This is a genomic window from Chryseobacterium sp. HNCC26DJ241 (assembly GCF_057180505.1).
In genome coordinates, this window is the sequence record NZ_JBXUGL010000004.1 from 1 (window position 1) to 20970 (window position 20970).

The following is a 20970-nucleotide window of genomic DNA, read 5'->3' on the forward strand; positions in this document are numbered from 1 at the left end:
GCTTAAAAATAAATAAAAATGAAATCACGGATTATTCTTGAAGACATAAAAATCTATGCGTATCACGGTGTTCTTCCCGAAGAAAAAATTATTGGAACGTATTATATTCTGAATGTGGAAATTCACACCGATTTGTGGAAAGCAGCAGAATCGGACGATTTGAATGATACCATCAGTTATGCCGACATTAGTGATCTGATTCATGCCGAAATGAAAATTCATTCCAAATTATTGGAACATGCAACCGGAAGAATCATCAAAAAAATTCATGAAAAATTTCCGCAAATTTCTTTTGTCAAAGTAAAAATTACCAAAACCAATCCACCAATGAAGGGAGAAATAAAAGGAGCAAGTATAGAATTGAAGAAAAAATTTGATGAATGACTTTAAATTTTTAAAAATTCTGATATACTATTTTATATTTTTAATAGTTTTGAAAAAAATATAAATCTTGAAAAATTTAAAATTTCTTTTTCTCTTGTTGTTTGTAAATGTATTTGCACAACAGACGGTAGAACAATATAGTTTCCCAAAGATCAAATCTTCTTTGACGATGCCTGTTCGTATTCCGCTATCGGAAATCAGCAATATGGTAAATACTTCGGTGAAAGATTTAATGTATCAGGACGATTCTTATACCGATAATAATAACGACCAGTTTAAAATCAAAGTCTGGAAGACCAAACCCATTCGTTTAGCTGGAGGAAAAAGCCAGAATATCATTATTGAAGTTCCTTTGAAAGTTTGGGCAGAAAAAGGAATAGGAACGCTCGGAGTATATTCTTATCAGAATACTACTTTTGAAACGATAATGTATTTCAGTACTTCCATTTTATTTAACAGCAATTGGACGATTACAACCACGACAAAACCAATGGGTTTCAAGTGGGTAGCAAAACCGGTGTTGGATTTTGGCAAAATTCAGATTCCCATTACTCCGATCGTAGAAAAAAATCTGGTTCAACAACAAGCCGATTTTTGTAAAACTATTGATAAACAAATGGCTTCACAATTGAATTTCCAGCAATATACGCTAATGGCTTGGAATCTTTTTTCGCAGCCTTTCAATGTTTCGGAACAATACAATACTTGGCTGAAAATTTCGCCAATTTCTGTAAATATGAGTCCGTTGAAATTTTATGCTGATGCAATAGACGCTAATATCGGAATTGATACGTATTCGGAAACTTTTACGGGACAAAAACCGGCTTCTTCTCCCAATATTACAACCGTCACCAATTTTAATTATGTTCAGAATCTTCCTGATAGTTTTCTTCTTCAGACTACGGCAAATGTTCCTTTTACGGAAGCGACCAATATTGCAACTAGTATGTTTTTGAATAAAGAATTTGACTTTCGTGAAGGGAAATCCAAAATAAAAATTACGGACATTAAAGTTTATGGCGATGAAGAAAGAATTATGATAGAAGCTCATACAGAAGGTTCTGTGGAAGGAACTTCTTTTATCTCCGGAATTCCGGTTTACAATCAGGCGAAAAGAAAGATTGTACTTTCAGATACGAAATTCAAATTAAAAACTAAAAATATTCTACAAAAAGCGGCAACACTTCTTTTTCAAGGGAAAATCGTAAAAATGATAGAAGAAGAATATGGAATTCCAACTCAGGAAATCGAAGATTCTTCCAAAAAAAGTGTTGAAGAAACCTTCAATAAAGAATATTACAAAGGTCTGAAAATGACCGGAAAAGTCTATAGCCTGAAACCAAGTAAAATCCTTCTCAATCCTTCCGGAATAACAGCGGTTATTGATACTCAGGCAAGTTTAAGATTATTAGTAAAAGGACTTTAAAACAAAAAATATAGAATGAAACATTTACGGATTGTAGAAGACAATCGTGCAGACAAAGGATTAAGATTTGTAAATTATTTGATTGATTTAATTATTTTTTATTGCATCTTTTTTGGCGCTGCTTTTTTATACGGAATAACTACGCAAGATGTGGAAAGTTTAGAATCTTTAGAAAATATTAATCCGCTTCTTGACAGAATGATCACATTAATCACATATGCTGTTTATATGATATTTGTAGAAACCGTACTAAAAGGAAGGAGCATTGGCAAATACATTACCGGAACCAAAGTAGTAATGCTAGACGGAACTCAACCAAAAATGAAGGATTATTTTATTAGAAACATTTCCAGAGCAGTTCCTTTCGATCAGCTTTCTTTTTTGGGAAATAATGGATGGCACGATAACTGGAGCGATACAAGAGTGGTAAAAATAAAAGATTTTGAGAGTGCAAAAACCCGTGATTTAGAAATTCAAAATATTGGTCAAAAAGAAAGCTGATATTTTTTTTCTGTAATTTCAAAAAATTCCTATATTTGCACACCGATAAATGGTACTTTGGCCGAGCGGCTAGGCAGTGGTCTGCAACACCATCTACAGCGGTTCGAATCCGCTAGGTACCTCTTAATAAATCCTAAATCATGTTCACAAATGATTTAGGATTTTTTGTATGATAAAAAATAGGCTTGTTAAAAAAAATAATGTATTGAAACACAAATAAATAATTGAAATATTTACAATAAGTAAACTCTGAAATTCAGCAAAAAAAGTTGAAAATCGGGGTTTCATTTTATAAGAGTAGTAGAACGTACAAAGAAATCGAAAATTCGGAGGCATCAATTTCTGAATTATAAATAACGTTTTTCTTTTTCCAGAAGAAAATTTAGAGTTACTTAAAAATAGATTTTCCAGAGCAATTTGTAAAATATTTATCTACTAGTCCAGTTGATTTAAAAACTACCTTTGAACTATGACATATACAGCAATTATGAAAATTGCAAGAAAAAGGAAAGTCTTTCGGCTTTCTTTTTTTCATATTATAAACATAAAAAAGCTGTCTCGATTTTGAGACAGCCTCTTATTTTTAGGTATTTAAATTCTAATTATTTTTTAATGAATTTAACTTTAGAAACGTTTCCTTTATCTTCTACAGAGATTACATAAACTCCTTTTTGTAAGTTAGAAACAGTTACTTTATTATCTACTAGTTTACCTTTTGCAACTAATTGTCCTGATACACTATAAATAGTATATATAGCATTATTAGAAACTTTTGTTACATTTAATACATCTGTAGCTGGACTAGGATAAACCTGAACTTGGGTTGCGTTACCTGCTTCGGAAACAGCTAATGAACCAGGGATTATTACTGCATAATCTTCAACTTCACCATAAGTATAGGTACCACAAGCAGAAGTTTGAGCAGTGTTATATCTTAGAGCAACTCTCATTTTTACAGGCTTAGTTCCTGAATATGCTCCACTTGGAACTGCAAAAGTTGCTGTAACAGGTGTAGTTTTATCTGCTGCTGTTTGCATTATCAATTCACTACTATCAAAAGTACCACTTCTGTCAAAATCTATCCATGCAGTAATTGCTTCATTATATTGTGTTGCTGTCCAAGCTTTAGAAACAGCAATAGTATTGTTTGTACTACCTTTATATAAAGTAATCATTCTAGAAGAATCTGAAGAATAGTCAGTGTACGTACTAGCTCCAGAATTACTTGTCATTACTGTTCCTCCTTCTGGAGTCATTACAACTTTAGAAATATATTCGTCAGCAGAATTTGTAGATGATAATGTACAGTACTGAAGTAAACTTGTAGTAAACTGAGCAAGATTAGAATAAGTTCCTGTAGTTCCTGAACAGATAGCAGCTACCTGATATTCATAATTTGTACTTTCATCCAAACCAGTAAGATTTACACTAGTTCCAGCAGTAGGAACATCAGTCCAAGTAGCATCTCCTACTTTTCTATATCTCAAATTATATGTTGCTCCATTAAAAGCATCCCAAGAAATAGTAGCTCCCGATACAGTAATGTTAGATACCATAACTCCAACTGGAGCAGAACCGTCGCAAGCTACCAACTGTGATACAGTAACACTTTTCACTGCATAGAAAACATTTTCTACAGCAGCTACTCTTACTTTAATTACCGTTCCAGTAGGTATTCCTGTAAAGCTAAAAGCTTCAGAACCATCATTAGGAGTGGATGCAGACAATACTGTCCAAGTAGCACCATTATCAGTAGTATAATCAACTTTAACATTAGCAGCATTGTATGGAGCTGCATTGGTTCCTACAACATCCCATGTTAAAGGAGCATTTCCATTGTTATATACTTTAGTAGAGGTAACAACGAAAGGACCGTTACTTCCAACTACTACTTTTTGAAGAGCATTTGCTGTCTGTTGTTTATCTACAGCTGCATTGTTATCTCTAACTGTTACTCTAAAGTTCATAGTTCTTGCAACTGTAGACCCAGCTTCCCAATCAGCGGTATTTTTAATACTTCCAGCTAATACAGTACTTAATTTAGGGAAATAACGTGTTGGATTAGTTGTTGGATTCCAAGATCTAAAGTTTGGTCCACTTGTAAGAGTTCCTAAATTTGAAGTACTTGTTGTACTTGATGCACTATCTACTTGCTCCCAGCAATAAGTAATAGGATCATTTTCAGGATCTGTTGCTTGTGCAGTAAGTACAAACGCAGTACTCTTAGGAATTGTAACATCTGCCATTGCAGTGATTACAGGTGGCTGGTTTGTAATAGCAGTTTCTATATCACATGTTTTAGAAACTAAATTATTCTGAACTTGAATAATACTATTTATGTGGAAATATGCGTCTGAATGCGGCTGTACATCGGTAGCACCTGTGATACCAGCATATCCCATGATAGTAGATCCAGATCCTGGCTCTACATTTTGACCAGTTCCTTCAAGACCATATGAGAATGTATGATTTGCTCCCAATTGGTGTCCCATTTCGTGAGCTACATAATCTATGTCAAAATTGTCACCTTGAGGAATTCCATCAGCTGGAGAAGTAATACCAGAACCTTTTGCTTTAGTAGAACTAGTAGCCGGGTTTACGCAAACACATCCAATACATCCTGCATTTCCTCCTCCTCCGGAAGCTCCAAACATATGTCCTATATCGTATGCATTATTTCCAATTACAGAAGTTAATGTCTGTTGTAACTCCAAATTCCAGTTAGACAGAGTACTATATGGATCTGTAGCTGCATTTGTATAAATCAACTGAGGGAAATCTTGCAAGATAAGATGAAGGGCAAAATCATTTTCAAATACTCCATTACATCTTGTAATAGTAGCATTTATAGCAGCTAATGCACCACTTACTCCACCAAAATAAGTTGTATATTCTCCGTTTACAGACATAGCTAAACGAAGAGTTCTATACTTTTGGTCTGAAGATTTTTCAAAACTTTTAGGATCATTTGAAAACGTATGTCCTTGAGACATTAGTTTATCAATATGTTGTTTTGATAAAATATTTTCATCCATTGAACAGAAGAATCCTTTTCCAGATGCATCTTTTTTAGTTTTAGGATGAACTCCATAAACTGTTTTTTCTTTATTCTGTGGCTCGATAAATTCATATACTCCATTTTTAATGATCATAGATTGGAAATCATTAGGAGCTACAGAAAATCTCACATATTTTTCAGGATCATCAATACCTACACCTACATAAGATCCCAATTGGTATCTTTCTGCCAATGATGGTACTACAACCGGACGGCTGTAAACTGCAAATTTTTCGATTTTGCCACCTAAAGTAGGCAAACTAATAATTACAGGAGCAGCGCCTTTTCCTGATTCCACTGCCGAACTCAGCTGACCTCTAAGTGTGTTAAGATCCAAAGAATAATAACTTTTAACTTGGGTTTCTGGTCTAATTCTTTCGCCTTGCATAGTAGCAGGACTCCACTGTCCATAAGCAGTAGAAACCATAACTCCGCAAAGTAAAGAAGTAAAAATTTTCTTCATAAATAATTCTTTTTAAAGTTTTTCAAATATATTGATTTTTTTCAGTAAAACAAATATGATAAACATAAAATTAATTCTATTTAATTATTTAAACTAAAAAAAAATTACGAATTCATTAAAAAACAAAGCCTCATTTTAATAAAAATGAAGCATTTAAAAACACTAAGGAAAATAATCAACAATATTTTTTTAAATAAATACGATTACCCTAAAATTTATACGCAAGATTCCAAGCAAATCCCATATTGAATTTCGTAGAGCTTTTTCCAAACCCTGGAACTATCATAGGAAAAATATCATCTTGCTTTGTAGTATATATCAAATAGCGTGGCTGAATATTAACATCAATAAATAAATTTGAATTAAAAAGTTGAACTCTTCCTCCAAGAGATCCTTCGAGCCAATACGAAGACTGTGAAGATTGAGGAAAAGCATCAGTAGAATCACCACCTTCAAATCCTCGTATAGGAACAGCAAAATATTCTTGCTTATAAAATGAGGTAGCCACTTTTCCTCCTCCATAAAATCCGTTAAATGGATTCTCTGCATCTCTTGCCAACATATAAAATGTTCCTAATTTCAAAAAAACTCCTTTTGCTTCGGCATCATAATTATTTTTCTGATAAATATTCTTTTCAAAACCAAGATCAGCCACCACATGTAAATTTTTCTTAATCCTTGTTGAAACAAAACCTTGATACAACTTTCTATCAGAAAAAAAAGAAACTCCAGTATTCAATACATCAATCCCTATCATAAAATTAGGCTCATACTTCCATTGTTTTTTTGCGGTAGAATCGGATTTCACTTTCTGAGCAAAGTTCAGCAAGGAAAAAAGACTAAAAAACAAGATAAAAATGGGTTTTACTTTCATTGGTAATTTGATTTTGATTTTTCTCCAGAGCTGTTACCGGATTTGATTGCAAAAGGGTTGGCTCTACATTTTCATATAATCTTTTGATTCCACAAGCTGGAGAAACATATTCCGACTTTGTAGTATAATTGATGCGGATTTTAGATTCTGGACCTTTTAATCTTTGTTTGATATAAATATCAGTATAAAGCTGATTATCCACTCGCAACGGTATCAAAATAGAATCAACTTTATCATCATGAAAAATCTGGCTTTTTCCTGACTCATAATCTACAGAGACATATAAAGTATCCAAAGTTTTATCTTTTCCTTCATTAGTTTTAAATTTCAATTTAAGTCTTGGAGTAGCTTCGCCACTGGTACAAATATCATCATCGCTTCCACAGGAAACCATTAAAAAAACAAGAAAAATATAAATCAGTGAATTTCTCAATTTCATAAAATCTAAATAATTAATGAATCAGTTCCAATACGGCAATATTTTCTACGTGATGTGTTTGTGGAAACATATCTACAGGAAGAATTTTTTTCACCTTGTATTTATCCTTCATTAAAGCAATATCTCTTGCTTGCGTCGCAGAATTACAACTTACATATACTATTCTTTCCGGAGAAAGTTTTAAAATCTGTTCCACTACTTTCTGATGCATTCCATCTCTTGGAGGATCGGTAATCAGGACATCTGCTTTCGGATGATTTTCTAGAAATTCTTCAGTAAAAACATCTTTCATATCGCCGCAATAAAAAGTACAGTTTTCTAGTCCGTTCAACTTAGCATGTTCAGTAGCAGCATCTATTGCTTCCTGAACAGATTCTATTCCAATAACATGTTTTGCTTTTCTTGCAACATATTGAGCAATAGTTCCGGTTCCTGTGTACAAATCATAGACAACTTCGTCTCCTTTCAAATCTGCAAATTCAAGTGTTTTTCTATACAATTCAATCGCTTGTCTATAATTGGTCTGAAAAAATGATTTAGGTCCTATTTTAAATTTCAAACCATCCATTTCTTCCATCAGAAAACCTTCTCCATAATAATTCTGAATTTCCAAATCATAAATGGAATCATTTTGCTTGGAATTGATAGCAAAAACCAATGTTTTGATTTGTGGAAATTTTTCTAAAAGATGATTAAAAAGTTTTTCCTGATTTTCCTTTTCTTCTCTGAATAATTGAAACAGCACCATCCATTCCCCTTTTGAATTCTGGCGAAGCATCAATGTTCGCAAAAATCCTTCTTGATTTTTTACATCAAAAAATTCCAAATTATTTTTTTCGGCAAATTCTTTTACCTCAAGACGAATTGCATTGGATGGATCTTCCTGAAGGAAACATTCCTTTAGATCCAAAATTTTGCTCCACATTCCGGGAATATGAAAACCTAAAGCGTTTTTATCATTGATATCTTCAGTAGAATTCACCTCCTCTGTTGTGAGCCAACGTGAATTGGAAAATGAAAATTCCATCTTGTTTCTATAAAAATACTGTTGTTCAGAACCTAAAATAGGCAAACTTTCAAAATTTTCAATTCCGCCAATTCTTTTGATATTGTTATACACTTCATCATTCTTGAACTCCAATTGCTTTTCATAGCTGAGATTTTGCCATTTGCAACCTCCACAAGCTCCAAAGTGTCTGCATTTTGCTTCTACACGAAATGGTGATTCTTCCAAAATCTCAACAGCCTCAGCTTCATAATATCTGGATTTTGCTTTTTTCACTCTCGCATTCACAACATCACCCGGAACTGCGCCGGAAACCAGCACTGTTTTCCCTTCTTCTGTTCTTCCCACTGCTACTCCTTTTGCTCCGGCAGAAGTAAGCACTATATTTTCAAGAATGAGATTTTTTTTCTTTTTCATTCAGTCATTTTGAAATACAAAGATAATGGTTTTAATTCCTGATTTTAGGTTTAATTTGAATTAAAAAAAATAATTTCTACAAAATAGAATGATAGGAAATTATAGAAAAATAAAAAGTAAGAGCAGATATTTTGAAACGCATTGAAGATTTATATTTTTTTCTTAACTTCGTCATAATCATAAAATTAATAATTATGGGAAAAGGAGACAAAAAAACTAAGCGCGGAAAAATCACCGCAGGAAGCTATGGAAAAACCAGACCAAAAAAATCAGCTAATGCTGTCGTAATTAAAAAAACGGCAAAGCCAAAACCCGAAAAAACAGAGGCTGAAAAAGAAGCAAAACCCAAAACAACAAAATCTAAAGCTGAAAAAACAGAGACAGCTGAAGAAAAACCCAAAACTACCAGAAAGAAAAAAACCGAAGAATAGCCTTCGGTTTTTTATTCATATACAAAAAGGATGATAATTATCTACCTCCTAAAATACTTCCAAGAATATTTCCTAAACCACCTCCTTGTTGCTGTTGCCCTCCTCCAAGAACACCACCAAGAATATCACCTAAAACATTTCCGGAAGACTGTTGCTGTCCACCTCCTAAAACGCTTCCAAGAATTTCATTCAATGGATTAGAATCCTGAGCTTGTGCTTGTTGCTGAGCACCACCTAAAATTCCGCCCAAAAGATCTCCAAGTCCACCTGCATTTACATTGTTTTGTTGCTTTTCCTTTCCAATATATCCCATAATCACAGGTGCTAACATGGCAAGAATCGGTCCGATTTTATCCATAGAAATTCCTGTATTTTGAGAAAGCTGATTTTCTACATTGCTTTTTTGTCCACCAAAAATATGATCAAGGATGGATCCTCCCTCCGCTTGTCTTGCTTCAGCTTGAGAAGGATCATTCAAGATACTTCCATCATGATCGCGATCCAATGCATTGTTCAAGGCTTCTGCTTCGTTAGAATCCTGAGATTTGTTTCTCAGGTAAGAAATAATAAGTGGAGCAGCTACTGCAAGTAAAGCAATTACTTGGTTTCTGCTAATTCCGAACTTGTTCTCAGCTTGTGTTGCAACCTGATTTCCTGCGTTTCCTGTAATTAAGTCTATTAAACTCATAGTTTGAATTATTTAAAATTAAAGATTTTGAAAATGGTAAATGTATAACTAATTTTTTTATTTCATTTTTATAAATTTCGAATTTCATCTAATGTTTGATACTTTTTCCGAAATTCCATAAACTCAATGGACTGCTCTTTTAATGCCTCCACATCGTCGTCACATTTTATATCTTTGAGTGTAAATTCTATACAACCAATATTATTTCTCAACCATGGAAGCATATAATATTGAAGCCCTCCTTTATATGATTTTTTCTGTTGGAATTGTTGTCCAGCATTCGTTAAAGATACAACAAATAAGTTGAAAACATAAAATAGGGGTATAAATATTGGTGCAAATTTTAGCAACTTCCAAAAAGAATTTTGCCGAAAAACATCATGAATCCCAATTGCAATGGGAACAACAAAAATAATATAAAAGCCAATAAAAAAAACATAGTTATCCGTAACTGCATAAAATGTAGCAAAACCACACACAAATAGAGATGCAATAAGTAAAAATCTAAATACTGCTCTTGAATCATTGTTCATATACATATTTTTTGCACCTCTGTATACAAAGAATATAAAAATATTAAAATTATAAATTAAATATAGAATACATTTTATAATGTCTTTTACCAGATCGTAGAAATTTTGATTGAATGTATTGGCTATCCATGGTCCTTTTCGCGTTGAAAAGGCATATTTAAATTCAATTCCATTAAGGTAATTTATTATAAAAATTAAGGAAAACATTAAACTAAAAACGACTGAAGACAATAAAATCATTTTTTTGGATGCCTTGGAACTATACAATAAAAACAGATAAGCTGGAATAAGCATGATATTCTGAATGTGTACCCAAAAACTAACACTAAGAAAGATGCTTGCAAATAATAGATTAGCGTTTACTGATTTACCATTTAACGCTTTCACTGCTGATATCAAAAATAAAATTACCCAAAAAGCATTATATGTATATACTTCTACTGTTTCAGAACTTCTCCAAAAAGTAAAACTTAAGCCAAAAACAAAACATACCAATATAGCAATCCAGTTTTCTTTTATGAATTCTTTTAAAAATACATACAGCAAACTCACTGTTAATGCTCCTGAAGTCACGGACATCATGCGCATAATTTGCACACTGTCTCCATTAAAAAGTTTTAGAAAAAAAATAGCAGTATTGATATACAAATAATGAGATAAAGGAGTAACAACCTTAATAAATTCACCTTTTTCAACATCTAAAATAAATCCGATACAATCTCCAAAAGAAATTTTGGAGAAACTACAGAAATAATAAATACTAAAAAAAATCAAGAAAATGAGAAAGGGAATAATTTTTTTATTCATACAATCAGTAAATCAGTTTTTAAAAATCGGAACATTGGAACACGCCTCTCCGAACATCAAAGATTTTACCAAAGGTTTTAATTGTTCTACAAGTTCGATGTATGCATTTTCCGGAATCAGCTTATCTGAACAACCTTTCACCAAAATTTTTTTTCCTTCAAATTCTGAAAAATCATACGTCCGGATTGCATTATGCATTAGCAGAACTTCTAAATCTTCACGATTTCCGAAAACAATTTTTTGTGTAACATTTGTAATTTTTGCAGTAATTAGAAAATATGCCCATAACGGAACAATAGCATCTGCGGAATTGTAGATATAAACATAAGAATTTTTATAATCATCAGGATTGATCCGGCTTACCTTCTCACGAAAATCTTTTTCCTTCAGAATAAGTCCTTCAAAGAGAAAATCTTTAAGATCAATACCTTTTCTTTCTCCTTTGGGAACAAGCTCTGATATATCAAAATTTACAAGTCCACTTTCTGCAACACGATTTTTTATTTCAAACTCTTCAGCCATTTTATTTAGTATATTTACACAAAATTAAGTTTAATTTTTTAGTTTCGGCCATTCAATTTTCTTTATCTAAAAAATCTATGAAATACTATATCATTGCAGGCGAGGCTTCCGGAGATTTACACGGAAGCAATCTGATGAAAGCTATAAAAGAAGAAGATAAAAATGCTAAATTTAGATTTTGGGGAGGAGATTTAATGAAAAATGTAGGCGGAACTTTGGTGAAACATTACCGAGATCTTGCATTCATGGGATTTCTGGAAGTAGCACTGAACCTGAAAACGATTCTGAATAATATTAAATTTTGCAAAGAAGATATCAAAAATCATAAACCTGATGTTTTGGTTCTTATTGATTATCCCGGATTTAATTTGAGAATTGCAGAATTTGCTAAAAAACTGAAAATCAAAGTCATCTATTACATCTCACCCCAATTGTGGGCTTGGAAAGAAGGAAGAGTAAAAACCATTCAGAATTATGTGGATGAGATGTTGGTAATTCTTCCTTTTGAGAAAGATTTCTATAAGAAGCATCATGTTGATGCTCATTTTGTAGGGCATCCATTGTTGGATGCGATTTCAGGATTGAAGGAAATAGATTCTGAAAAATTCAAATCCGAAAATAATTTAAACGAAAAGGAAATCATTGCTCTCTTACCTGGTTCTCGAAAACAGGAGGTAGAAAAAATGTTGGAAATCATGCTTTCGGTGCGTCCAAATTTCAAAGATTATCAATTTGTAATAGCCGGAGCTCCAAGTCTTCCGAAAGATTTTTACGAAAAATATGTGGATGAAAACGTACATTTTGTTTCCAACAAAACATACGATTTGTTGAGATGTTCAAAAGCAGCATTGGTTACCTCCGGAACAGCAACTTTAGAAACTGCACTTTTGAATGTTCCCGAAGTAGTGTGCTACAAAGGAAGTACGATTTCTTACGAAATCGGGAAACGTCTTGTGAAAAATATCAAATATATTTCTTTAGTCAATTTAATTATGGATAAAGAAGTGGTGAAAGAGCTGATCCAAAAAGATTTGAATACAGAAAATTTAGTTAAAGAGCTGAATCTTATTTTAGGAAAAAACAGAGACCAGATCTTAGAAAATTACAAAACGCTCCGAGAAAAACTGGGAGGAAAAGGTGCAAGTGAAAATGCTGCAAAAATTATTGTAAAGGAATTATAGAAACACACAATTTAGCATGTCCAAACCACCATAATTCTATAAAAAGAATGCGCCAAAAAAGGCGCATTTATAATTTATTAAACCTCGTCGTCGTTATCTATTGTATAAGAACGGCTTTTGAAGTCTTTGTCATGTTTTTCAGAAATCACATCTTCACCTTTTTCATCAATGATAAATTCTGCTGATTCCTTAAACATTTCCATAAAACTCTTAAAATCTTCTTTATAAAGGTAGATTTTATGTTTTTCAAAAGTAGCTTCGCCATTTTCTCCGAAATTTTTTTTGCTTTCGGTAATCGTAAGATAATAGTCTCCTGCTTTTGTCTCACGCACATCAAAGAAATACGTTCTTCTTCCTGCTTTTAACACCTTCGTGAAAATTTCATTCTCATGGCGTTCCTTATAATCACTCATTGTACGATATTTTTAGAAATCTTATTATAACAAATATAATAGAATTCTTTTGACTGCCAAATATTTTTTTTAAAATTTGTTAAAAATTGAAATTTTATTCAAAGATTTTATAAATCTATGCAGATTGTTGGTTTTCTATATCTGTAAGGTTCAGTATTTTATCTGCTCTTTTTGCGCTGCTTTCACGATGTGTGATGATGATAGAAGTGCAATCCTTAATTTCGTGTTCCATATTCCGAAGGATATTTTCTTCCGTTTCTGTATCCAAGGCTGATAAAGAATCGTCAAAAATAAGAATTCTTGGTTCTTTGATCATAGCTCTTGCAATACAAATCCTTTGTTTTTGTCCACCGGAAAGCATAACTCCCCTCTCTCCTACCATGGTCTTGTATTGCTCTTTGAATTTCACAATATTTTTATGAACATCCGCTTTTTTTGCAAATTCTACCACTTTTTCAAGAGTAGGATCATCAATAGCAAAACCGATATTATTTTCAATAGTATCAGAAAACAGATAACTTTCCTGAGGAATGTATCCTATAAATTTTCGGTAAAGATCAAGATTGTGATCTTTCAGATTTTTTCCATCAATCAAAATTTCCCCTTCTGTAGGATCAATCAGTCTGCAAAGAAGTAATGCAATTGTAGATTTTCCGCTTCCTGTTTTTCCCATTATTGCAAGGCTTTCCCCTGCTTTTATTTTGAAATTAAGATGATCAAGTGCTTTGATTCCTGTATTTGGATAAACATAAGAAACATTACGGAATTCTATATCACCTTTTATTTCATAGTTTTCAAAATTGATATTAACGATTTCCGATTTCTGATCCAAAAATTCATTAATTCTTGACATGGATGCTTCTGCACGTTGATTGACAGAAGTAACCCAACCCACCATTGAAAAAGGCCAAATCAAAATATTGACATACATGAAAAAATCTGCTATCTTCCCAACAGTCAATTCATTTGAAATATATTTTTGACCACCTATGTAGAGAATGGCAACATTCAAGATACCAATAACAAAAATAATAATCGTAAAAAAATAGGCTTCCGTCTTAGCAAGATCCAAAGCTTTCGTTTGATAATCTCCTACTTTTATCCCGTAGTTTTTTTCTATATATTTTTCTTTTGCAAAAAATTTGACAACACGGATTCCGGAAAAACTATCCTGCACAAATGTAGAAATGGCAGACTGACTTTTCTGCATTGTCTTGGATTTTCTGTTGATAATAGAACTTACTTTGTAAATTACGAAAGATAAAACAGGCAAAGGAATCAATGTCCACAGAGTCATTTCTTCATTGGTATGATACATGTAAAAGCTCGTAATCGCAAGTAATATAAAAAGATTGATTACATACATTACACCCGGACCAAGATACATTCTTACCGCAACTATATCTTCACTCAAACGATTCATAAGATCGCCGATCGTTGTTTTTTTGTAATCAGTAAGAGACATTTCCTGATAATGTCGATAGATTTTATTTTTCAGTTCATATTCTATTCTTCGGGAAGATACAATAATAGTCTGCCTCATCATAAAAGTAAAAAATCCCGTGAGAAGTGATGAACCTACGATAATAGCGACATAAAAAAGAATTTCTTTATTGAAGCCCAATTTTCCGGAATTGGAAAGTTGATCTACTGATTTTCCAATAAACTGAACTTTATAAATATTAAAAAAATTACTGGCAATAATGAACAGAAATCCCCAAAACAAAAGAACTTTATGTTTCCAGAAATACGGATTTAAGGTTTTTAATGCTTTCATAAACGTTAGCAAAAATACGAAAATTTAAAATTCAAACTCCAAAGGTTATATTCTGAAATTTATATTTTGAAACCCAAATCAAGAAACACAAAACTTCCATTTTCCGTCTTCTGATTTTCAACATTTTTGCTATCTTTGCAGCCAATAAAAAGCTCTTTGAATGTTAGGAAGAAGACAAATCCGTGAAAAAGTAATAGAAAGCCTTTATTCGTACTATCAGAATCCGATCAAATATGATGTTTTAGAAAAAAACATGTTTACGGAAATTGACAAAATTTATAATCTCTACATCTACCAGCTTAATTTCTTAGTAGCTCTGAAAGATCTTGCCGAACAGCAAATTGAAATCGGAAAGAATAAATTTATCAAAACCGAAAAGGATATTAATCCTAACCAAAAATTCATCAACAATCAGATACTGAAAAAAATCGAAGAAAATGAGGAAAGGATTTCCTATACAGCAAAACATAAGGAGCTAAATTGGGATCTTCATGATGATCTTCTTGTAAAAACCTTCCAGAGAATGGTTTCCGGCAAAAGATATCAGGATTTTATGCAGGAAAAAGACTATTCTTTTGAAGAAGATCAGAAATTTATTGGAAAACTTTATTTACGATATATTGCAGAAAATGAAGATTTTCATGATCATTTCGAAGATAAAGAAATAAGCTGGGCCGATGATTTTCATATTGCCAATTCTATGGTACAAAAAACCATTGGTTTTATGAGAGAAAACGAAATTTCCAATACTTTAATAAAAATGATTAAAGATGAAGATGATCGGGAATTTGCAAAAAAACTTTTAAGGGAAACTCTTAACCATTGGGAAGATAATGAAAAAAAGATTGAAGAACGTCTCCAAAACTGGGAATTGGAAAGAGTGTCACTGATTGATAAAATTATTTTAGTAGCCTCTATTTCTGAATTGGACAGTTTTCCTTTTACTGCTTCCAGAATCATTATTAATGAATATGTAGAAATCTCTAAAGTGTTCGGAACCGAAAAATCCAATATTTTTGTAAACGGAATTCTAGATAAATATTCAAAAGATATCAATCGTATTAATTAAAAATAAAAAATCACTGATCTATAATAACCAAAAAAGCAAAAAAATGATTTATAAAAGTTTAATTCCTTCTTTAGCGTTTGCTTTCTTAACAATCGGTCTACAGTCCTGCAAAAAAAACGAAGCCGCAGATCAACTGAAACCACAAAGTGAAAATAATGCATCTTTTTCTGCCCCAAATCCGGGGCAAGCAAATGAAAAATTTATTAAAGATGCTCAATCCAAACCGCTTACTACTCTTGCTCTTTCAGAAAATGTATTCGATTTTGGAGATATTAAAAAAGGCGAAACTGTAGAACATGTATATGAAGTAACAAATACCGGGAAAAACCCTTTAGTTATTTCTATGGTAAAACCAGGATGTGGATGTACAGCTCCAGATTATACTCACGATCCTATTATGCCAGGTGAAAAAGGAAGAGTTGTTTTAAAATTTGATTCCTCAAATTTTGACGGACAAATCCATAAGCAAGCCGATGTATATGCTAATGTAGAAAAAACTCCTATTACTATTTCATTTACCGGAAATGTAGTTAAATAAAATTTATACAAAATGATAACAATATTCTTACAAGCAGCAGGACAACAAGGTTCTATGACACCAACGCTAATAATGATGGCATTGATGTTCGTTGCATTTTATTTTCTTATGATTCGTCCACAGATGAGAAAACAAAAGCAGGAAAAATCTTTTCAGGAATCTTTGAAAGTGGGAAGCAGAGTGGTAACCACTTCCGGTTTACATGGAAGAATTGCCCAAATATTAGAAGACGGAATAATAATAGAAACGCTTTCAGGAAAGCTAAAATTTGAAAAAGCAGCTATTTCTAGAGAGTTTACAGCAGCAAGATTTCCGGAACAGAAAGCGGAACAAAAACCGGAAGAGAAGAAATAATTTTCCAGCTATACCTAAAAAGATTCCGGCGCCGAAGGCGCCGGAATCTTTTTAGGTATACCAATAGAATTGTAAATTTAAAACTTACAAAATTCCTCTTGCTTTTATTTCAAGATACTTATTAATAACATCAATATTGAGATTTTCCGGCAAAGTGTAAACAGTATAAATTCCGTACTTACGAAGCTCCTGAATAATCAGCTTCTTTTCAAATTCAAATTTTTCAGCAATAATTTCGTCATACACATCTTGCATATTTTCGGGATTGCTATGAATAAGACTCTGCAATTCTGCATTTTTAAAGAAAACCACGACCAATAAATGATTTTTAGCAATTCCGCGAAGATATTTCATTTGTCGGTTTACCGCATCCAAGGTTTCAAAATTGGTAAAAAGCAGGATTAGGCTTCGTTGATTAATACTAAATTTCACGTCCTGATACAAACGATTGAAATCGCTTTCAAAAAAATTGGTTTGTATATTATATAAAGCCTCCGAAATTTTCTTCAATTGTCCCGATTTATTATCCGCAGCGATTTTATTTTCCATTTTTTTGGAAAACGTCATCATTCCGGCTCGGTCTCCTTTTTTAAGAATAATATGCGAAAGTGCCATTGTCGCATTAATAGAATAATCCAAAAGACTTAATCCACCAAAAGGCATTTGCATGGTTCTTCCTTTATCAATCAGCATAAAAATCCTCTGAGATTTTTCATCCTGATATTGGTTTACCATTAGTTTAGTGTATTTGGAGGTCGCTCTCCAGTTAATGGTTCTGATATCATCACCCTGAACATATTCCCGGATTTGCTCAAACTCCATAGTGTGACCGAGTTTGCGTATTTTTTTGATTCCACCCAAAAGAAGTTCATTCTGAAGAGCCATCAACTCATATTTTCTTAAATGGATAAAAGAAGGATAGCTGGGCAACATTGCATCTTTCTGAAACATAAATCTTTTTGAAACCAAACCAAGCGGAGAAGAAACAAAAATATTCAGGTTTCCAAAACTATATTCTCCACGTTCTTTCGGTTCAAGAATATACTGGAAATAAACGTTTTTTCCGGAAGAAATTTCTTTTTCTATAGAGAAATCTCTTTTTTGGAACTGAAACGGAATTTCATCAATAGTTTTCACTTTGATCTTGAAAAAATAATTGTTCCGAATATCAATTTTTACAGAATTTTCGTCTCCGTTAGATAATTTTTCCGGAAGAATTCTCTGAGCCTGAATTGCATTTCTTTGATTAAATAATAAAAGATAATCCACTATAAAAGCAATTATAGCTAATATCAAAAAACCATGCGCAACTATCATCAATCCTGAAAAAAAGAAAGATAAAATATACAGAATACCTACTACAAAAAGCAGGTAAAAAAAACGATTATTGATGTAAAGATTTTTCATTTTCAGATAGCAGATAATAGGTATTAGTTATCAGATTTTGAGAGAATTGATAAGTCCGTTGAGCATTTTTGAAATTTCCAAAATTTGATTAATCAATGAATCATATTTTTCAGCCTCAATAAAATTTAAATTTTTAGAAATGATTAACTGAGTTTCAATTTCCGCACAGCTTCCTCTTGCTATTCTTAAAAACTGTAAGTTATCTGGTGTACCTCTTCGGGAACTGCCTTCTGCAATATTTGATGGTACAGAAACCGAAGCTCGTCTTAATTGCGAAACAAGACCAAAAGTTTCTTTCTGCGGGAAATTTTCTGTAGCCATATAAATTTCACTAACAAAATGAATTGCTTTTTGCCAAACCATCAAATCTTTAAAATTCCCCATACTAAATACACTTCTAAACTACTGATTATCTGATAGCTGCCAACTATCAACTATTATTTATTTCTATCTCGGGATTTCAATACTTTCTAAAATCTGGCGAATAATTTCATCAGCTGTTAAACCTTCCATTTCGCGTTCCGGAGAAACGACTACTCTATGTCTCAAAACTGCAAAGCTTGCTTCTTTAATATCTTCCGGAGTTACAAAATCTCTTCCTCGGATTGCGGCAAATGCTTTAGAAGCAGTGAGTAAAGCTAAACTTGCTCTTGGAGAAGCTCCCAAATATAAAAATTGGTTTTCTCTTGTGTTCACAATAATTTTTGCGATGTATTCCAAAAGATTCGGTTCCAGAATGATTTCTTTTACTACTTTTTGGTAGCTTTTTAACTGACTTCCGGAAATCACAGCTTTTACCACTTCCGTTTTATCCTCCGTTCTGTTTTCGTGCTGATTTTTGATGATTTGCACTTCCTGCTCTAGATTTGGATAGCCCACTTCTATTTTGAAAAGAAAACGATCCAATTGAGCTTCCGGAAGACGATATGTTCCTTCATGTTCAATTGGGTTTTGGGTAGCAACAACAAGAAATGGCTCTTGCATTTCGTAGCGATTTCCATCCATTGTAATTTGTCGCTCCTCCATTACTTCGAAAAGCGCAGCCTGTGTTTTCGCAGGAGAACGATTGATCTCATCAATCAAAATAAAATTGGAAAAAACCGGCCCTCTCTTGAATTCAAATTCAGAATTTTTCACATTGAAAACCGAAGTTCCCAAAATATCTGAAGGCATTAGATCCGGTGTAAACTGAATTCTGCTGAATCCGACATCAATTGTTTTTGCCAATAATTTTGCCGTAATCGTTTTAGCAACTCCGGGAACTCCTTCAATAAGAACGTGCCCGTTAGAAAGAAGTGCAGCCAAAAGATGTTCTACCATTTTTTCCTGACCTACAATTACTTTTGCAATCTCAGCTTTTACTTTATCTAGATTTTGACGCATTTCTCCCATATCAATTCTGGATTGAAATTGTGGGGTTTGGTTTTCGTAATTTGGATTTTCAAAGTTTTCCATAGTAATGTAATTTACCTATATATAAATGTGGCAATTAGCAAACTGCTACATTTTCAAATTGTTATATTATTTTAAAATTTCGTCTAAAAGTGTATTCATCCTTATCAGATCTTCGCGCATTACACTGGAATAAGGATCCATTCCTTTTTTCATCAATGTAATGGCTTCATTTATTTTATCTAAATTTTTTCCGGTTTTCAAGTGAAGTTTTTTTGCAAAATCTTCATCCAATTTTTGAGTGTCCATCAAAAGATCAATCCTAACTTTATGGAGAAAATACTGGGCTTTTTTCGCCATCATATCGTGGAAATCTCCTTCCTGCAAATAGAGGTTTCCGATACTTTTCACAAATTCTACCGATTTATTCTTTAGTGGTTCAATAATCGGGACAATTCTTTGCTTTCGTTTTGCATTGAAGAGTACAAAAAGTAAAAGTCCTCCCAAAAGTAACCACCAAGCATATTTCAATGCAGGTTTAGACAAAATAAAACGCATCACCGATTGAGACTGGAAAATGCTATAATCTCTAAACCAAATGGTTTCTCTTTTCGGAAGATAGGAAAAAACATCTTGAATGTATTTTTCATTACCGGGTTTCAAAAGATAATAATTGGTAAGGAAAAGAGGTTCTGTATGAACATAAATATTTCCTTTTCCGAATTTAATTTTAATAAAATTTGCTCCTTTTTCACCCGTACTTTCTACAGTTCCGAGAATTTCGGAATCCTTATGAATGTATTTAAATCCATATCTTCCCGGAAGTTTGTCCAAATGAAGAGAATCATTTCTAAATTTGGAATCTGTAAATTTTAAAGTATTGGTTTCTTCGTAATTTACCTCATCAATTGCAGATATTTTCAACGTATCCAGAATTTTTTGGTCTAGATAATCCGAAATCATAAAAGCATCCGAACCTTTAGAAACCTGATCCAATACTTTATTAAGAGATTCATTATCTATTTCTTTCAGAATAAATAAAAGATTATGAGGCTGCTTCGTTTTATTGGCATCATAATAATTGTAAGGAGATTCGTTGATTTTTTGTATTGCATTTCCGAAAAGCGTTTTTGATTCCTGATCAAAGACATACATTCCGAAAGGAGATTTTTCATTAAGGTCAAAATTCTTTCGCCAATCCGTCACCTCATTTTTAGAAAATTCCAAAATTGCCAACACCGCCATAATTACGATGAAAATAATCCCATAAAGTTTGAAAGTTTTGTTCAT

The 20970-nt window shown here is 32.7% G+C and carries 21 protein-coding genes and 1 tRNA gene; 9 read left to right on the forward strand and 13 right to left on the reverse strand.

Annotation, left to right across the window (positions count from 1 at the left end; translation table 11 throughout):
- Positions 1-18: 18 nt before the first annotated feature.
- The 4 genes from folB to AC2A1C_RS03930 all read left to right on the forward strand — a co-directional run bounded on the left by folB (position 19) and on the right by AC2A1C_RS03930 (position 2433).
- Complete coding sequence (gene folB, locus AC2A1C_RS03915) at positions 19-384, forward strand: dihydroneopterin aldolase (protein ID WP_484023649.1); 366 nt, start codon at positions 19-21, stop codon at positions 382-384.
- A gap of 67 nt (positions 385-451) precedes the next feature.
- Complete coding sequence (locus AC2A1C_RS03920; RefSeq protein ID WP_484023651.1) at positions 452-1810, forward strand: DUF4403 family protein; 1359 nt, start codon at positions 452-454, stop codon at positions 1808-1810.
- 15 nt (positions 1811-1825) lie between these two features.
- Positions 1826-2311, forward strand: coding sequence for an RDD family protein (locus tag AC2A1C_RS03925; protein WP_484023652.1), 486 nt, complete (start codon positions 1826-1828; stop codon positions 2309-2311).
- Between the two features lie 51 nt (positions 2312-2362).
- Positions 2363-2433: transfer RNA gene (locus AC2A1C_RS03930), tRNA-Cys, on the forward strand.
- Between the two features lie 480 nt (positions 2434-2913).
- On the opposite strand, the gene AC2A1C_RS03935 is transcribed toward AC2A1C_RS03930, so the two are convergent.
- The 4 genes from AC2A1C_RS03935 to rlmD form a co-directional block, all read right to left on the reverse strand.
- The gene (locus tag AC2A1C_RS03935) at positions 2914-5832 is read right to left on the reverse strand and encodes a reprolysin-like metallopeptidase (RefSeq protein ID WP_484023654.1); all 2919 of its coding nucleotides are present in this window, start codon (positions 5830-5832) and stop codon (positions 2914-2916) included.
- Positions 5833-6040: 208 nt separating this feature from the next.
- Complete coding sequence (locus AC2A1C_RS03940) at positions 6041-6706, reverse strand: DUF6048 family protein (protein ID WP_484023656.1); 666 nt, start codon at positions 6704-6706, stop codon at positions 6041-6043.
- A complete protein-coding gene (locus AC2A1C_RS03945; protein WP_484023657.1) occupies positions 6672-7145 on the reverse strand; it encodes a DUF6452 family protein in 474 nt (157 codons plus the stop codon). The genes AC2A1C_RS03940 and AC2A1C_RS03945 overlap by 35 nt, the downstream gene beginning before the upstream one ends.
- A gap of 13 nt (positions 7146-7158) precedes the next feature.
- Complete coding sequence (rlmD, locus tag AC2A1C_RS03950; protein WP_484023659.1) at positions 7159-8568, reverse strand: 23S rRNA (uracil(1939)-C(5))-methyltransferase RlmD; 1410 nt, start codon at positions 8566-8568, stop codon at positions 7159-7161.
- A 194-nt stretch (positions 8569-8762) separates the two neighbouring features.
- On the opposite strand from rlmD, the gene AC2A1C_RS03955 reads away from it, so the two are divergent.
- Entirely contained in the window at positions 8763-8999 is a 237-nt protein-coding gene (locus tag AC2A1C_RS03955) for a 30S ribosomal protein THX (protein ID WP_484023661.1), read from the forward strand.
- A 37-nt stretch (positions 9000-9036) separates the two neighbouring features.
- Here AC2A1C_RS03955 and AC2A1C_RS03960 read toward each other — a convergent pair whose 3' ends face one another.
- From AC2A1C_RS03960 to AC2A1C_RS03970, 3 genes are all read right to left on the reverse strand, one after another.
- Positions 9037-9687: a DUF937 domain-containing protein gene (locus AC2A1C_RS03960; RefSeq protein WP_484023662.1), complete on the reverse strand. Its 651-nt coding sequence runs from the start codon at positions 9685-9687 to the stop codon at positions 9037-9039.
- A gap of 68 nt (positions 9688-9755) precedes the next feature.
- Positions 9756-11027, reverse strand: a complete 1272-nt coding sequence (locus AC2A1C_RS03965; protein WP_484023663.1) for a protein O-mannosyl-transferase family — start codon at positions 11025-11027, stop codon at positions 9756-9758.
- 12 nt (positions 11028-11039) lie between these two features.
- Positions 11040-11549: a DUF2480 family protein gene (locus AC2A1C_RS03970; protein WP_484023665.1), complete on the reverse strand. Its 510-nt coding sequence runs from the start codon at positions 11547-11549 to the stop codon at positions 11040-11042.
- A 77-nt stretch (positions 11550-11626) separates the two neighbouring features.
- Here AC2A1C_RS03970 and lpxB point away from each other — a divergent pair, with 77 nt between their 5' ends.
- Complete coding sequence (gene lpxB / locus AC2A1C_RS03975) at positions 11627-12730, forward strand: lipid-A-disaccharide synthase (protein WP_484023666.1); 1104 nt, start codon at positions 11627-11629, stop codon at positions 12728-12730.
- A 77-nt stretch (positions 12731-12807) separates the two neighbouring features.
- On the opposite strand, the gene AC2A1C_RS03980 is transcribed toward lpxB, so the two are convergent.
- The gene (locus tag AC2A1C_RS03980) at positions 12808-13143 is read right to left on the reverse strand and encodes a DUF3276 family protein (protein ID WP_484023668.1); all 336 of its coding nucleotides are present in this window, start codon (positions 13141-13143) and stop codon (positions 12808-12810) included.
- A 115-nt stretch (positions 13144-13258) separates the two neighbouring features.
- Complete coding sequence (locus AC2A1C_RS03985; RefSeq protein ID WP_484023670.1) at positions 13259-14920, reverse strand: ABC transporter ATP-binding protein; 1662 nt, start codon at positions 14918-14920, stop codon at positions 13259-13261.
- A gap of 160 nt (positions 14921-15080) precedes the next feature.
- Between AC2A1C_RS03985 and AC2A1C_RS03990 the strand changes: the two genes are divergently transcribed.
- From AC2A1C_RS03990 to yajC, 3 genes are read left to right on the forward strand one after another with little or no spacing between them, the layout of a single operon-like run.
- Positions 15081-15989 (forward strand): transcription antitermination protein NusB, encoded by a 909-nt coding sequence (locus tag AC2A1C_RS03990; protein ID WP_484023672.1) that lies wholly within the window; start codon positions 15081-15083, stop codon positions 15987-15989.
- A 43-nt stretch (positions 15990-16032) separates the two neighbouring features.
- Positions 16033-16527: a DUF1573 domain-containing protein gene (locus tag AC2A1C_RS03995; RefSeq protein WP_484023673.1), complete on the forward strand. Its 495-nt coding sequence runs from the start codon at positions 16033-16035 to the stop codon at positions 16525-16527.
- Between the two features lie 12 nt (positions 16528-16539).
- Positions 16540-16881, forward strand: coding sequence for a preprotein translocase subunit YajC (gene yajC, locus AC2A1C_RS04000; RefSeq protein ID WP_484023675.1), 342 nt, complete (start codon positions 16540-16542; stop codon positions 16879-16881).
- 84 nt (positions 16882-16965) lie between these two features.
- Here yajC and AC2A1C_RS04005 read toward each other — a convergent pair whose 3' ends face one another.
- The 4 genes from AC2A1C_RS04005 to AC2A1C_RS04020 all read right to left on the reverse strand — a co-directional run bounded on the left by AC2A1C_RS04005 (position 16966) and on the right by AC2A1C_RS04020 (position 20970).
- A complete protein-coding gene (locus AC2A1C_RS04005) occupies positions 16966-18288 on the reverse strand; it encodes a DUF58 domain-containing protein (RefSeq protein ID WP_484023677.1) in 1323 nt (440 codons plus the stop codon).
- Between the two features lie 30 nt (positions 18289-18318).
- On the reverse strand, positions 18319-18672 hold the full coding sequence (locus AC2A1C_RS04010; RefSeq protein ID WP_484023679.1) for a four helix bundle protein: 354 nt from the start codon (positions 18670-18672) through the stop codon (positions 18319-18321).
- Positions 18673-18735: 63 nt separating this feature from the next.
- On the reverse strand, positions 18736-19743 hold the full coding sequence (locus AC2A1C_RS04015) for an AAA family ATPase (RefSeq protein WP_484023681.1): 1008 nt from the start codon (positions 19741-19743) through the stop codon (positions 18736-18738).
- Between the two features lie 66 nt (positions 19744-19809).
- Positions 19810-20970 (reverse strand): DUF4350 domain-containing protein, encoded by a 1161-nt coding sequence (locus AC2A1C_RS04020; protein WP_484023683.1) that lies wholly within the window; start codon positions 20968-20970, stop codon positions 19810-19812.